The 13895-nt window shown below is 66.5% G+C and carries 12 protein-coding genes; 5 read left to right on the top strand and 7 right to left on the bottom strand.

Annotation, left to right across the window (positions count from 1 at the left end; genetic code table 11):
• Positions 1 to 37: 37 nt before the first annotated feature.
• Complete coding sequence (locus tag ACSQ19_RS17260) at positions 38 to 478, top strand: excinuclease ATPase subunit (protein WP_435998716.1); 441 nt, start codon at positions 38 to 40, stop codon at positions 476 to 478.
• Positions 479 to 525: 47 nt separating this feature from the next.
• On the opposite strand, the gene ACSQ19_RS17255 is transcribed toward ACSQ19_RS17260, so the two are convergent.
• The 6 genes from ACSQ19_RS17255 to ACSQ19_RS17230 all read right to left on the bottom strand — a co-directional run bounded on the left by ACSQ19_RS17255 (position 526) and on the right by ACSQ19_RS17230 (position 7122).
• Positions 526 to 2907 (bottom strand): heavy metal translocating P-type ATPase, encoded by a 2382-nt coding sequence (locus tag ACSQ19_RS17255; protein ID WP_435998714.1) that lies wholly within the window; start codon positions 2905 to 2907, stop codon positions 526 to 528.
• Positions 2904 to 3299, bottom strand: a complete 396-nt coding sequence (locus ACSQ19_RS17250) for a heavy metal-responsive transcriptional regulator (protein ID WP_296282250.1) — start codon at positions 3297 to 3299, stop codon at positions 2904 to 2906. The genes ACSQ19_RS17255 and ACSQ19_RS17250 overlap by 4 nt, the downstream gene beginning before the upstream one ends.
• 88 nt (positions 3300 to 3387) lie before the next feature.
• On the bottom strand, positions 3388 to 3900 hold the full coding sequence (locus tag ACSQ19_RS17245) for a DUF411 domain-containing protein (RefSeq protein WP_435998712.1): 513 nt from the start codon (positions 3898 to 3900) through the stop codon (positions 3388 to 3390).
• A gap of 11 nt (positions 3901 to 3911) precedes the next feature.
• Positions 3912 to 4811: a copper resistance protein B gene (locus ACSQ19_RS17240; protein ID WP_435998710.1), complete on the bottom strand. Its 900-nt coding sequence runs from the start codon at positions 4809 to 4811 to the stop codon at positions 3912 to 3914.
• Positions 4808 to 6604 (bottom strand): copper resistance system multicopper oxidase, encoded by a 1797-nt coding sequence (locus tag ACSQ19_RS17235; RefSeq protein ID WP_435998708.1) that lies wholly within the window; start codon positions 6602 to 6604, stop codon positions 4808 to 4810. Before ACSQ19_RS17235 ends, ACSQ19_RS17240 begins: the two co-directional genes overlap by 4 nt.
• A gap of 113 nt (positions 6605 to 6717) precedes the next feature.
• Positions 6718 to 7122 (bottom strand): CopL family metal-binding regulatory protein, encoded by a 405-nt coding sequence (locus ACSQ19_RS17230; protein WP_435998706.1) that lies wholly within the window; start codon positions 7120 to 7122, stop codon positions 6718 to 6720.
• Positions 7123 to 7255: 133 nt separating this feature from the next.
• On the opposite strand from ACSQ19_RS17230, the gene ACSQ19_RS17225 reads away from it, so the two are divergent.
• Positions 7256 to 8260 carry a glucokinase gene (locus tag ACSQ19_RS17225; protein ID WP_435998704.1) on the top strand — a complete coding sequence of 335 codons (1005 nt, stop codon included), beginning with the start codon at positions 7256 to 7258 and terminating at the stop codon, positions 8258 to 8260.
• A 43-nt stretch (positions 8261 to 8303) separates the two neighbouring features.
• On the opposite strand, the gene ACSQ19_RS17220 is transcribed toward ACSQ19_RS17225, so the two are convergent.
• Positions 8304 to 9389 carry a LacI family DNA-binding transcriptional regulator gene (locus ACSQ19_RS17220; protein ID WP_435998702.1) on the bottom strand — a complete coding sequence of 362 codons (1086 nt, stop codon included), beginning with the start codon at positions 9387 to 9389 and terminating at the stop codon, positions 8304 to 8306.
• 32 nt (positions 9390 to 9421) lie between these two features.
• On the opposite strand from ACSQ19_RS17220, the gene ACSQ19_RS17215 reads away from it, so the two are divergent.
• The 3 genes from ACSQ19_RS17215 (at position 9422) to ACSQ19_RS17205 (ending at position 13890) form a co-directional block, all read left to right on the top strand.
• Positions 9422 to 9562, top strand: a complete 141-nt coding sequence (locus ACSQ19_RS17215) for a hypothetical protein (protein ID WP_435998700.1) — start codon at positions 9422 to 9424, stop codon at positions 9560 to 9562.
• A 278-nt stretch (positions 9563 to 9840) separates the two neighbouring features.
• A complete protein-coding gene (locus tag ACSQ19_RS17210) occupies positions 9841 to 12978 on the top strand; it encodes a TonB-dependent receptor (protein ID WP_435998698.1) in 3138 nt (1045 codons plus the stop codon).
• 153 nt (positions 12979 to 13131) lie between these two features.
• On the top strand, positions 13132 to 13890 hold the full coding sequence (locus ACSQ19_RS17205; RefSeq protein WP_435998696.1) for a SapC family protein: 759 nt from the start codon (positions 13132 to 13134) through the stop codon (positions 13888 to 13890).
• The last annotated feature ends 5 nt before the right edge of the window (positions 13891 to 13895 follow it).

Genomic DNA, 13895 nt, shown 5'->3' with positions numbered 1-13895 from the left:
CTTCATCGCCGTTCGTATCCCTGAAAGGAGTAGCACCATGAAACGACTTCTGACCACAAGCCTGCTGACGCTCGCCGTACTGGCCCCGCACGCGAGCGCGGCCGACACCCGCCTCGAACTGCCCTTGCAGGAGCTGGTGGACTCGCCCGAAGCCAAGGCCGCCGGCATCGACGGCAGCGTGCGTTTCTATCTCGCGGGCCAGAAGACCCCGACCGTGGTATCGCGCTTCGGTGAGGACGTGACCAACAGGAAGACCAATGGCGTGGGCAAGTCCGATGCCGAATCCTGTCGTTGGGTCGCATTGTCTGCGCTGAAGGCCCTGCAGGAGGGTGCGAAGGACCGTGGCGCCAACGCGGTCATCGACATCGTCAGCTATTTCAAGAAGAACGAGTTCCGCAGCGCCACGAACTATGAGTGCCATGCGGGCGGCATCATGAGCGGCGTCGCGTTCAAGGCGACCTACGCCAAGGTCAAGTAAGCGACCTCGAGCTCCGCGGCGGCCGCCCCGGGGCGGCCGCATGTCCTTCAGTCGCCGGGCAGGCGCGCGCGTCGCAGGCGTAGTGCATTGCCTACCACCGAGGCCGAGCTGAGGCTCATCGCCAGTGCGGCGAGCATCGGCGAGAGCATCGGTCCGCCGAACAGCCCCAGCACGCCCGCCGCCACTGGCACGCCCAGGGCGTTGTAAGCGAAGGCGAACGCCAGGTTCTGTCGCATGTTGCGCACGGCCGCTTCGGAGAGTGCTTTCGCGCGGCCGATCCCACGCAGGTCGCCCTTCACCAGCGTGACCTGGGCGCTCGACATGGCCACGTCGGTGCCGGTTCCCATCGCGATGCCGACATCGGCGGCGGCGAGGGCTGGCGCATCGTTGATGCCGTCGCCGGCCATCGCGACGTGTCTGCCTTCCTGTTTGAGGCGTGCCACCAACGCTGCCTTGTCGGCGGGGCGCACATCCCCATGGACCTCGTCGATGCCCAGTCTGGCCGCAACGGCACGTGCCGTTCGTTCGCTGTCGCCGGTGGCCATGACGATGCGCAGCCCACGTTCGCGCAGTGCCCGCAAGGCTTCCGGCGTGCTGTCCTTGATGGGGTCCGCGACAGCAATGCTGCCGGCGGGCGCGCCATCTACCGACAGGAACATCACGCTGCCCCCTTGCTCGCGCATGCCCTCGGCATCGGCCTGCAATGGCTGGATCGGCACGCCTTCCTCCTGCATCAACCCCGCATTGCCGAAGGCGAGGCGATGCCCCTCGACGACCCCGCGCACGCCGATACCGCTGCTGGATTCGAAGTCCTGCGCAGGGGAAAGCACCAGGCCGCGCTTTCTTGCTTCCTGCACGACCGCCTGTGCGAGCGGATGCTCACTGCCCGCATCCAGGCTGGCGGCCAAGCGCAGGACCGTCTCCTCGTCGAACGGGGCCCGCGCGTCCACCGCCTTGAACGCGGGCCGTCCCTCCGTCAGCGTACCGGTCTTGTCCACGATCAGCGTGTCGACCTTGCGCAACGTCTCGATCGCTTCCGCATCGCGGAACAGCACGCCGGCCTGCGCCGCGCGGCCGCTGGCGACCATGACCGACATCGGCGTCGCCAGGCCCAGCGCGCAGGGGCACGCGATGATCAGGACGGAGACGGCATTGAGCACGCCATGCGTCCACGACGGTTCCGGGCCGAAGAATCCCCAGCCCATCAGGGTCGCGAGCGCCGCGCCGAGCACCGCCAGCACGAACCAGAACGATACGCGGTCGGCCAGCTTCTGCAGCGGCGCACGACTGCGCTGCGCCTGGGCGACCAGCTGCACGATCTGCGCCAGTACGCTGTCGCTGCCGATCTTCTCCGCGCGGATCACCAGGCTGCCCGCGCCATTGAGGGTGGCGCCGATCACCCGGTCGCCCGGGCTACGTTCCACCGGCATGGGTTCGCCGGTGAGCATGGATTCGTCGATGTGGCTGCGCCCGTCGGTCACTACGCCATCGACAGGGACTTTTTCGCCGGGGCGTACACGCAGGCGATCGCCCACGTGGATATGGGTCAGCTCGATGTCCTCGTCGGTGCCGTCGTCGCGCAGTCGCCGCGCGGTTTTCGGCGCCAGGCCCAGCAACGCCCGGATGGCGGCCGAGGTTTGCGAACGTGCCTTCAACTCCAGCAGCTGGCCCAGCAAGGTGAGCGACACGATCACCGCCGCGGCTTCGAAGTAGACGCCGACATGGCCATGCTCGCGGAACGAGGGCGGAAACACTTGTGGTGCAAACACGGCGACGACGCTATATCCGTAAGCCGCAGCCACGCCGGTGCCAATCAGCGTCCACATGTTCGGACTGCGGTGCCGGATCGACTGTGCCCAGCGCTGGAAGAACGGCCACGCGGCCCAGAGCACGACCGGGGTGCTGAAAGCGAACTCCAGCCATGTGCGCACGGAGGGTGGGATCACGGAGAGGTACATGCCTCCCATCGCGAGCAGCAGGGTCGCTGCGCTGAAGGGCAGCGTCCACCAGAAGCGTTGGCGGAAATCGGTCAGCTCGGGGTTCTCTCCGTCGTCCAGCGAAGGCAGCATCGGTTCCAGCGCCATGCCGCACAGCGGACAGGTGCCGGGGATGTCGCGAACGATCTCCGGATGCATGGGGCAGGTGTACTGCGTGCCCGGTGGTGCGACTGCGGCAGGTGCGGGACCCACGGGGTTGAGATAGCGCATTGGGTCGGCGAGGAACTTCGCACGGCAACCGGCGGAACAGAAGTGGTAAGCGTTGCCCGCGTGCTCCGCCTGATGCGGCGTGGTTGCCGGATCGACCTGCATGCCGCAGACCGGATCGACGGTGCCCGACGCGTCCTTCGCATGAGCGTGGTGGCCTGCACAGCAGGCAGGCTTGGTTGCGGGCGCGTGATGTGCGTCGTGGTGGTGCGGCGAAGGGTTCATGCCTCGCCCCCGAGCGCCGACAGGATCGGGCACTGGTCCAGCGCGCCGTGCCCCGGGCAGGCACGCACCAGCGTCTGCAGGCCATCGCGTACGCGCGTCAGCTCGGCGATGCGCTGCTCGACATCGATGAGTTTGCTGGCCGCCGCCGCGCGGATCGCGGCCATGTCGCCGTCGTCGACACGACTGAGTGCGAGCAGGTCGCGGATCTCTTCGAGCGTGAAGCCCAGCGTCTTCGCGCGACGGATGAAGGTGAGCCGCAGCACGTCGTCGGCTTCGTAATGCCGGTAACCGCTGGCGGTGCGGGTCGGGGGCGGCAGCAAGTGCTGCCTCTCGTAGTAGCGCACGGTGTCGATGGGGACGCCCGTGCGTCGGGACAATTGGCCGATGTTCATGCGGGAACTCCTTGAAGTGCCTGCAGTCTGCACCCTGGAGTAGGCTCCAGAGTCAAGCGTGGGGCCGGCATCCGTGCCGGCGGCAGGATCAGGGCCTGTGTTCGGTGTACGGCTTCGTGCTTCCGTCCTTGCCCAGCGCGAGCACGGTGTACGGAGACACGTCGGCAACGTCCACTTCCATGCCGGGCGAGCCGAGCGGCATGCCCGGCAGGACCAGGCCACGGATGGCTGGCCTTACGCGCAGCAGGCGTCGGATGTCCGAGGCCGGCACGTGGCCTTCGACGACGTAGCCTTCGATTTCGGCCGTGTGGCAAGACGCATGCTCGGGGAGGATGCCGAGGCGCTCCTTCACCGGGCTCATGGCTTCTTCGACGCGATCGTCGACAGTGAAGCCTTCCTTGCGCAGGTGCTCGACCCACAGGTGGCAACAGCCGCAGTACGCGTCGCGGTGGACGATGATTTTCGACGTGGTCGCCGCTGCGGCCTTTCGGGGCGGCGCGGCATGCGCGCTTCCGGTCGTCACCGCCTGCGAACAGGCGGTGGCTAGGAAGGCGAGCAGGCACAAGGCGATGGCGCGGGGCAGGGGAGTGCGTTGTGTCATGGTGTGCTCCATCAGAACCAGACCCGGATGCCCGCCACGACGCGCGTGTCACGGGTGGATTCGCCGGCCGAACGCTTGAGATCGGCGGTGTCGCCGAGCGCGCGTTCATGCACCACACCGACGTACGGCGCGAAACGGCGGGTGACTTCGTAGCGCAGGCGCAGGCCCGTTTCGATGCCGGTGAAGCCGCTGGCGATACCGTATTCGATGTCGTCGCGCGCGGCGACGTCCACCTCGACCAGGGGCTGCAGAATCAGCCTGTTGGTGATGCGCAGCGTGTACTCGGCTTCGACGTTCGCAGCGACCTGGCCGCCTTCGCCTACATACGCCGTCGCCGACACTTCGAACCGGTAGGGCGCGATGCCCTGCACGCCGACGGCCGCCCACGTACGCGCATCGCCGGGCTTGAAGTCCTGCTTCACGCCGGCCACCACGTCCCACCAGGGCGACACACTGCGTCCGTACAGCACTTCCAGGTCGGCACTTTCGGTATGGCCGCCGACACGTTCGCCTTCGCTGCGCAGCCACAGGCGATCGGTATCGGTGCCGAACCAGGCGCTGCCTTCCCAGGCCTGGCCGGTGCCTTCGTCGGCATCCCATACCTCCAGCCGGTTGAAGGTCACCTTGCTGTTGAAGGCCGGCGCATGCCCCATCGCGTGGTGGTCGATGTCGGGGAATGCAGCCTTCAGGTCCTCGGCGGTGACAGGTGGCACGGGCGCGCGCGGTGCCGACATCGCGGCGTGGTCATGCGCGCTGTGTCGCGCATGCTCATCCTGCTCCACCGCCGGCTCGCTGGCCGGAGGCGCGTGCTGCGCATGGTCGTGGTGCTGCGCGAACGCCGGCACGCCGGTGCCCGCCAACAGGGCAGCGACGCAGGCGAGACGGAGTGGGGCGGGGAAGGAGGTCTTCATGCTTCGATCCTCACTTCCCGCATCATGCCGGCTTCCATGTGGTACAGCAGGTGGCAGTGGAACGCCCACCGACCGAGCGCATCGGCGCGGACGCGGTAACTGCGTCGCGTGCCCGGTGGCATGTCAATGGTGTGCTTGCGCAGCTGGAAGCCGCTCTCTGCGTCCTCCAGATCGCTCCAGACGCCGTGCAGGTGGATCGGGTGCTGCATCATCGTGTCGTTGACCAGCACGATGCGCATGCGCTCACCGTACTTCAGCCGCAGCGGGTCGGCGCTGGCGAACGGAATGCCGTCGAACGACCAGGCGAATTTCTCCATGTGTCCGGTCAGGTGGAGTTCGACGGTGCGGCCCGGCTCGCGCCCATCGGGATCGTCGAACAGGCTGCGCATCGCGCCATAGGTCAGTACCTGGCGGCCGTTGTCGCGCAGGCCGATGCCGGGATCGTCGAGCTTCGGTTCGCTGGCGGACGACTGCATGTCGACCAGCGGGTTGCCGGATTCGCTGGGCGGATGGTTTGGCGCATTTGCCGCCGCGCCGTGTGCGCCATGATCCATCGCGCCCATGTTCGCGCCGCACCCGCCTTCGCCCATCATCGCGCCGCAGCCGCCTTCCGTGCCCTTGCCGGCGCCGTGTCCGCCCATGTCGTGGCCCATGTCGGCCATGGTCAGCAGTGGGCGCGGATCCCTTGGGGGGATGGTCGCTTCCAGTCCGTCACGGACGGCCAGCGTGCCGCGTGCGTAGCCGGTGCGTCCCATGTCCTGCGCGAAAATCGTGAAAGCATCCTGGCCTGTGGGTTCGACCAGCACGTCGAAGGTCTCCGCCACCGCGATACGGAACTCATCCACGCTGACCGGATGGATGTACTGGCCGTCGGCGGCGACCACGGTCATCTTCAGTCCCGGGATGCGGACGTCGAAGTAGGTCATCGCGCTGCCGTTGATGAAGCGCAGCAGCACCTTCTCGCCCGGTTTGAACAGGCCGGTCCAGTTGCCCGCAGGCGCTGCGCCGTTCACCAGATAGGTATAGGTGTGCGCGTTGATGTCGGAGATGTCGGTGGGCGTCATCCGCATCCGCCCCCACATGCCACGATCCTCGATCGTTTCCGCCAGGCCGTCACGCTTCGCATCGCGCACGAAATCCACCAGCGTGCGCTGGTAGTAGTTGTCGTGTTCCGGCATCTTCTTCATGCGGCGGTACAGCGCGGCCGGCTCCAGGTCGGTCCAGTCCGACAGCAACACCACGTGTTCGCGGTCGTGGTGGTACGGCGGCGGCTCGCGAGGATCGATGATGAGCGCACCGTACAGGCCGGCCTGTTCCTGGAACATCGAGTGGCTGTGGTACCAGTACGTACCGGATTGCTTCACCTGGAAGCGGTACTGGAAGGACTCGCCCGGCCCGATGCCGTTGAAGCTCAGGCCCGGTACGCCATCCATGTTCGACGGCAGCAGGATGCCGTGCCAGTGGATGGAGGTCATGTCGCGCAGGCGGTTGCTGACGCGCACGGTCACGGTATCGCCTTCGCGCCAACGCAGTGTGGGGGCGGGCAGGCTGTCGTTGACGGTGATCGCAGGGCGTGTGCGGCCGGTGATGTCGACCGGCATCGCCCCGATGCTCAGGGCGAAGTCGGTGCCGGTGACGAGGGGTGCGCCACCACGGCGTGCGGGTGTGCCGGCGGAGGCGGGCAGGCGGACCAGGCCAAGCCCGAGCGCTGCACTGCCGCTCGCAAGGCCGGTGACGAACTGGCGGCGCGTGGGTCGGAACGCGCCGAGGCGTCCGGAGTCATCGTGTTTCATGCATAGCATCCTGTACATCGTCGGTACGCCTGCCCGCTGCCGCGGTGGCGTCCTTCGTGATCATGGGGCCGGAGGGCAGCCCTCCGGCATGCGACCGGCCGCGGAAGGCGGCCTCAGGCCGCCAGGATGGGAGGTCGGTGACGGTGCGGCAGACGCACCGAGGCATGGGCATCGGCGCGATAAGCCGGTGCCAGCATCGGAGGATGCAAGTGCGCATCCAGCGGTATCCGCCACGTCAGGGCCGGCGCATGGTGCGTGCAGAAACCATCGCAGTTGCCCGCCTTGCAACAGTCGGGGAGGCCGGTGGCATCGTCGTGGTGGCCTGAAGGCCCCGCGCTTTCGTGATCCATCGGTGCCGCCATGTCCACGCCCTCGTGGCATGGAGGCACGTCGTCGTGCGCCTGTTCCGTCGCCGCGTCGCCGATGGCCATCCGCGTGGCAGCGTGCGCATACGCAGCGCCGTTGAGCAGCAGCACGAAGCACAGCAGGACGCGGAGCAGGGCGGCGAAGCGGGGCATGCCGGCATGATACGCCATGGCACGTGCGCGTACCTTTCCGCAGGGTGAGTCGGGGCATCGCCCGCTGCCACGATCGGGCGGGGACACGTTATCCTTGGGGCGTATTTCAGGCATCGGGCAGCGTGGCATTCGCATGGCAGGCACGGGAACGGGGAACGAGGCGCCGGGAGGCGTTCCCGCAGCACAGGCGTCGGATGCGCGCATCATCGTCGCCGACGTGGGGGGCACGTATGCCCGTCTCGGATGGATCGAAGCCGATGGCAGCCACGAGATCCACGATTACCGTCGTTACGCCTGTGCCGAGCACGCCGATCTCGCCTCCATCCTTCACGACTATGCCGCCGGTACGCCCTGCCACGGCGCAGTCGTCGCGATCGCCGGCGTGCTGGAAGGCGATCGCCTGATCAACTCCAATTTGCCCTGGGCGGTGTCGGTCGAACAGACTCGTGTCGGTGCCGGGCTGGCCTGGGTGCAGCTGATCAACGATTTCGAAGCAGTGGCCAATGCGGTGCCGACGCTGTCGCCGGACACGCTGTCGCCGCTCACGCCGCTGAACTCATCCGCCACGTCGTCGCCGGCGCTGGTGATCGGGCCGGGGACCGGGCTGGGCGCTGCCGTCTGGATCGAAGGCCAGCCGCCGCGCGTGCTGCCGACCGAAGTCGGACAGGCATCGCTCGCTGCCGGCAATGCGCTGGAACTGGACATCGTGCGCCGACTGCTGAAGGACCGTCCCTACCTGCACAACGAGCACGTGCTGTCGGGCCCGGGCCTCATGAATCTCTATCGGTGCCTCTGCGAACTCCGCGATGCGACGCCCATGCACACGGATGCGAGCGCGCTGGTGGCCGCGGCCGACGCGGATGCGCTGGCGCGGGAAACGCTCGAGACGTTCTGCGGCTGGCTGGGCAGCGTGGTGGGCGACCTGGCGATCATCTTCGGTGCCCGCGTCGTCTACCTGGCCGGTGGTGTGACCGCGCATATTCCGCAGTTCCTGCACGACGGACGGTTCCTGCAGCGCTATCTCAACAAGGGCGTGATGACCGAGCAGCTCGAACGGGTGCCCGTATGGCGCGTCGAGCATGGACAGTTGGGACTGTTGGGCGCGGTCGCGTGGTATCGCCAGAATCTCAGCGGATGAACGCGGTAGGGTGAAGTCCTCGACGGGTCTCATCCTCGCCAGGTCACCGCGCATGTCTCTTTCTTGAGCGCCCGTCGGCGTTCGGTCCGTCCGCAACGGACGAGCGCTTCACCAGCTGGTGCGGCAGCACGCGATTGACGATGACGCGGGTGGCGGGATCGCGCCGTATGTCGCGCAGCAGGATGTCGATGGCGGCATCGGCCATGGCCGCCACCGGTTGATGGACGGTGGTCAGTTCCGGCCACACCATCGTCGCCGCGGACGTGTCGTCGAAACCGACCACGGAAAGGTCCCGTGGCACGTCCAGGCCGCGACGGTGGGCGACCGAGACCACCGCCGATGCCATGTCGTCGTTGCTGGCGAAAATGGCGCTGGGCGGGCGGCGCAACGCGAGAAGCGTCTCGGCTGCCTCCAGGCCCGAACGGTAGGTGAAGTAGCCCGGCTGGACCAGCTTGTCGTCGTAGGCGATGCCGGCGTCCGCCAGTGCATCCCGGTAGCCCTGCCAGCGATGCGCGCTTGCGGTCTGGTTGGGATCGCCCTTGATGTAGCCGATCCGCGTATGCCCGCGCGCGATGAGGTGGGAGACCACGTCCCGGCTGGCGCAATGGTCGTCGATCCGCACGCAGGAAACCGTATCGCCCAGATGCCCCGACGCGATCGAGACCACCGGCACGCCCGCCTGCGAGAACTCCGACACGATGGCGGTCGATTCGCACAGCGGGGGAGGCAGGATGACCCCCGCCACGCTGCCAGAGAGTTGCCGGGCGGCCGCGCGGGATTGCGCGGCATCCAGTCCGTCCCACGTGGCGATCACCAGCTGGGCCGCCGCCCGCGCAGAACCGCGCAACGCGCCGACCAGCAATTCGCGCAGATAGCTCGAGCTGGGGTTGGAGTAGATCAGCGCGATGCAGGTGCTTTGCGCAGCGGCAAGCGAGCTGGCCGCAAGGTTGGGGCGATAGCCCAGCTCGCGCACGCTGCGCATGACGCGATCACGGTTGGTGTCGCGCACGCCCGCATGGCCGTTCACGACACGCGACACCGTCATTGGCGACACGCCGGCATGCGCTGCCACCTCGTCGATGGTGACCGCACCGCCCTTCCTGCGCACCGCTTTGCTGGTCTTCTTCACGCAGTTACTTCCGTTGGCCTGATTGAGAGTACGTGGGTGAAATCGTCATTACTTGGGGCAGTGGCGGCTTCAAGCCGTTTTCCGCGGGTCTTGAACCGATCCTGGCGCTGGATGCCGCGCTCGCGATCGCTTTGCTGCGCTGCATGGTGACAAGAGCGAACACGCATGATTAGTCTGCGCTCCAACGCAATGGTAGCGCTACCACTAGATCACGGCCAGTTGTGGTCACGTAAGGCTCCACCATCGCGCGATCGTCGTCGTCTTACCTCGCTTGAAGCCGGATCGCGGAACAGGACCTTCGGGGGTCCGCCGTCGTGCTCCGGGCTGGAAGACGGGCACTGCGCCCGTGGCCGCCCCCGGGAGGGGCGTTACCTCACATACGAACGTAGCGAAAGGGGAGATCCATGAACGTGTGCAGTTTCCGTAACACTCCAGACCTGAGGGCACGTCAATGAGCCGCAAGTTGGCGAGATTCAAATCGAGGGCCATGTTCACCTTCGTCGGCGGCGTGCTGGTCATCAATCCTGCCTTCGGTCAGGACGCGCAGACGCCCGCACCGGCACCGGCCGCGCAGGAACAGACGCAATCTCAGGCGACGGATCTGGACACGGTCGTGGTGACGGGCATCCGCGGCAGCCTCAGCCAGGCGATGGACATCAAGCGCGATGCAGCGGGCGTCGTCGATGCGATCAGTGCCGAAGACATCGGCAAGTTCCCGGATACCAACCTCGCCGAGTCGTTGCAGCGCATCACCGGCATCTCGATCGAACGGCGCGATGGCGAAGGCGCGCAGGTCACCGCGCGCGGCTTCGGTCCGCAGTTCAACATGGTGACGCTCAACGGTCGCCAGATGCCGGGCGCGGATGCGTTCGGTGCGTCCGGACAGGTCGCGATCGGCGGTGTGGACGGCGGTACCCGTGCCTTCAACTTCGCGCAGCTCGCTGCCGAGGCGATCAACGGCATCGAGGTCTACAAGACGGGGCAGGCGCAGGTGCCGAGTGGCGGTATCGGCGCCACCATCAACATCCTGACGGCGCGTCCGTTCAACTATGACGGCGTGGTGGCCAATGCGGGCGCGAAGATCGTGTCCGACCAGAGCCAGCCCTTCGAGAGCGACATCACCCCGGAGTTGTCGGGCATCTTCAGCTACACCAATCCCGACAAGACGTTCGGCGTGAGCCTCAGCGCCAGCCAGCAGAAGCGCAAGGGCGGCTCGGTGCAGGCGACCGAGAACTACTGGAACGTGCAGCCCTGGACCGGCACCATGCCGGGCAATCCGAACGTGGTCAATGCGCCCGCGGTCGGCGATCTGTATGCACGCCCGAACGACCTCCGTTACGCGTTCTCCGAGTTCGAACGCGAGCGTGTCAATGGCCAGGCCGTGGTGCAGTTCGCGCCGACCGACAGCCTGACCCTCACGCTGGACTACACCTATTCGACCAACGAGATCACCGAGAACCGCGGTGAGCAGGCGATGTGGCTGCAGAACAGCAACTACACCGACATCGAGTTCGACACCAGCGGGGCCGTCGCTGTGCCGGTGTACATCCGCGAGATCGCGGGCACCAAGGATTTCGGCCTGGAACAGCAGCGCAGCATGCAGAAGTACAAGCTGGGTTCGCTGGGCTTCAATGCGGCGTGGGACGTCAACGACAGCTTCCGCCTCACCTTCGACGCGCACAACTCGAAGAACGAGAGCCGGCCGAACGATCCGCTCACCGGTGGCGGTTCGATCTTCATGAGCATCGCGGGTACCAACAACTGCACCACCGGTCCGCATTGCGGCGGCACCTGGGTACAGGAGCTGGAGTTCAACAATGGCCTGCCGGTCGGCACGCAGACCTGGTATCCGACCAATGGCGATGCCGTCGCCGGCACGAACGGCGTGGTCAATCCCGGTTTCGTGGAAGGCGAAATCGGTTCCCAGGTGCTGCGCGTCAATGCGCAGACGCAGGTCAGCGAGATCAAGCAGGCCCGCATCGACGGCGAATGGAGTTTCGACCAGGGCCGCTTCCAGTTCGGCGTGGACACCAACAAGTCCACGACCCATCGCATCCAGGCGGCGGAAGCATATTCCACGCTGGGCGACTGGGGCGTCGCCAACGTCGATTCGGACACCGCAGCCGGCCTGGTGGATCTGCTGCGCCCGACCAACATCGTCGGGCTCTTCGACGACTACAGCGCGGTCAGCTGGCCGGCATGGCGCGGCAATGCGGCCGAGCTCGCCCAGTGGGCCGCGGGCCAGTATGGCGTGGGACTCGGGGTGAGTCCGCAGCGTGCAGCCGACAACCGGGTAGAGGAAAAGACCAACTCGGCGTACTTCCAGGTGGAACTGGATGGCGAGCTGGGTGGCATGCGCACCAACACCCGGCTGGGCGTCAGGTACGAGACGACGGATGTCGTGTCGACCTCCGTCATCGCGATCCCCGAAGCCATCGAGTGGCAGGCCAACAACGACTTCCGCATCGTGCTGTCGGACGAACAGCAACCCTTCAGCGAGAAGGCGAGCTACAGCTACATCCTGCCCAACCTCGACTTCAGCATCGATTTCACCGACGAGCTGAAGGGTCGCGCATCGTTCGGCAAGACCATCGCCCGTGCCCCCTACGGCAATCTCTACGCGGGTCCCGGTGCACAGCAACCTTTCGGTTCGGTCCTTCTCGACCCGTCCGTCCGCGCAAGCGGCAACGCACAGAACCCGAGCCTGAAGCCGCTGGAGTCGGACAACCTCGACCTGGCGCTGGAGTGGTACTTCGCCGACGCGAGCTATGTGTCGTTGACCTATTGGAACAAGTCGGTCGACAACTTCATCGGCAACACGGTCGGACAGGAATCCCTCTACGGTCTGCGGGATCCCACGTCCGGTCCGGATGCACAGACGGCATTGGCGTTCCTGACCAGCGCGGCGTGCGTCGCCCAGGTCGGTGCGGCCAACGCGGCAGCATGTTCGGCCAACGACACGTCGCTGTTCACGGCCCTGGCGCTATTGCGCAACGATCCAGCCGGCCTGGCAGCGTTCAACGGCACCGGCGCGCAGACGCTGGCGACCGAAGCGGCTTACAACATCTACGGCGAAGCCGACGATCCGCTGTACCAGTTCAACGTCAACCGCCCTATCAACCAGAACCAGTCCAAGCTGCACGGCTGGGAGCTGGGTGGCCAGTACTTCTTCGGGGATACCGGGTTCGGCGTTCTGGCCAACTACACCGTCGTGCGCGGCGACGTGGGTTATGACGACGGCGGCGATCCGGCCATCGACCAGTTCGCGCTCACGGGCCTGAGCGATACGGCCAACGCCATGCTCATGTACGAGAAGTTCGGCTGGTCGGTGCGCCTGGCGTGGAACTGGCGCGACGAGTACCTGATCCTCGCCAACCAGGGTGCCAGCCGCAATCCGTACTACGTCGAGGAGTACGAGCAGTGGGACCTGAGCGTGAACTACACGCTCGACGACCACTGGTCGTTCGGTCTGGAGGCGATCAACCTGACGGGTGAGGATGTCCGCTGGCGCGCGCGGACCGACCAGATGATCGTGAAGCTGGCCGACCAGAGCCCGCGCTACATGGTCGGCGTGCGTTACAAGTTCTGACTTAGGCGGCAGACGCCCTCTCCGGATGTCGCCGAGGGACCGCTGCGCGAGCAGCGGTCCTTTTTTCCGGGTGTCGTCCCAGGTTGTCGCCACGCGTTCCCTGCACCGGCGTACCATGCCGAGTCGAGCTTTCCGCTTTCCCTGGACAAGAAGATGGCCCGCTACGAGCTCCTCAACAACATCGCGCACCGCGACCTGCGGGTGGCGACAGGCTTCGGCACCGAGTTCGGCGACGACGTGGCCATGGTGCCGGCGTTCCCGAGCGAGTTTGCAGAACTGCAGCGCGAGTATCCGATCTTCCTGCGAAAGGATGCCGCCAGCGGCGAATGGCAATCCGTCGTGCTGCTGGGCTTCGAGCAGCGCGAGAATCTCTTCCTGCGCGATGGCCGCTGGAATGCCGCGTATCTGCCTGGCGCAGTGGCGAAAGGACCCTTCCTCATCGGATTCCAGGAGCAGCGCATCGACGGCGAGCTCACGCAGGAGGCGGTGATGCACGTGGACCTCGAACATCCGCGGGTCAACGCCGCGCACGGCGAGCCGGTGTTCCTGCCGCAGGGCGGCAACACCCCGTATCTCGACCACGTCGCAAGCGTCCTGCGCGGCATCCGCGATGGCAGCACCTATGCCGCGGCCATGTTCGCCGCGCTCGATGCGAAAGGCCTGATCCAGCCCTTCAGCCTGGACGTACAGGTGGACGAGCGGCACCGGATCGCGGTCAACGGCCTGCACGGGATCGACCGCGATCGCCTGGCCGCGCTGGATGGCGCCGACCTGCTCGCCCTCAACCGCGCCGGCTACCTGGAAGGCACGTACCTCATGCTTGCGTCGCTGCACAACATGCGCCGACTTCTGGCCGAGAAGCAACGCCGCCTGCGCGCGCAGGACGCGGCGACCTCCATCAGCACGAACTGACGCGC

The organism is Pseudoxanthomonas sp. LjRoot127 (genome assembly GCF_964253495.1).
Lineage (GTDB): Bacteria > Pseudomonadota > Gammaproteobacteria > Xanthomonadales > Xanthomonadaceae > Pseudoxanthomonas_A.
Note: the sequence above shows the minus strand (reverse complement) of the source record. Positions and strands in the feature narration are given on the sequence as shown.

Coding starts and splice junctions, on each gene's coding strand:
- ACSQ19_RS17260 (WP_435998716.1), top strand. CDS start 38: ATGAAACGACTTCTGACCACAAGCCTGCTGACGCTCGCCGTACTGGCC.
- ACSQ19_RS17255 (WP_435998714.1), bottom strand. CDS start 2,907: ATGAACCCTTCGCCGCACCACCACGACGCACATCACGCGCCCGCAACC.
- ACSQ19_RS17250 (WP_296282250.1), bottom strand. CDS start 3,299: ATGAACATCGGCCAATTGTCCCGACGCACGGGCGTCCCCATCGACACC.
- ACSQ19_RS17245 (WP_435998712.1), bottom strand. CDS start 3,900: ATGACACAACGCACTCCCCTGCCCCGCGCCATCGCCTTGTGCCTGCTC.
- ACSQ19_RS17240 (WP_435998710.1), bottom strand. CDS start 4,811: ATGAAGACCTCCTTCCCCGCCCCACTCCGTCTCGCCTGCGTCGCTGCC.
- ACSQ19_RS17235 (WP_435998708.1), bottom strand. CDS start 6,604: ATGAAACACGATGACTCCGGACGCCTCGGCGCGTTCCGACCCACGCGC.
- ACSQ19_RS17230 (WP_435998706.1), bottom strand. CDS start 7,122: ATGCCCCGCTTCGCCGCCCTGCTCCGCGTCCTGCTGTGCTTCGTGCTG.
- ACSQ19_RS17225 (WP_435998704.1), top strand. CDS start 7,256: ATGGCAGGCACGGGAACGGGGAACGAGGCGCCGGGAGGCGTTCCCGCA.
- ACSQ19_RS17210 (WP_435998698.1), top strand. CDS start 9,841: ATGAGCCGCAAGTTGGCGAGATTCAAATCGAGGGCCATGTTCACCTTC.
- ACSQ19_RS17205 (WP_435998696.1), top strand. CDS start 13,132: ATGGCCCGCTACGAGCTCCTCAACAACATCGCGCACCGCGACCTGCGG.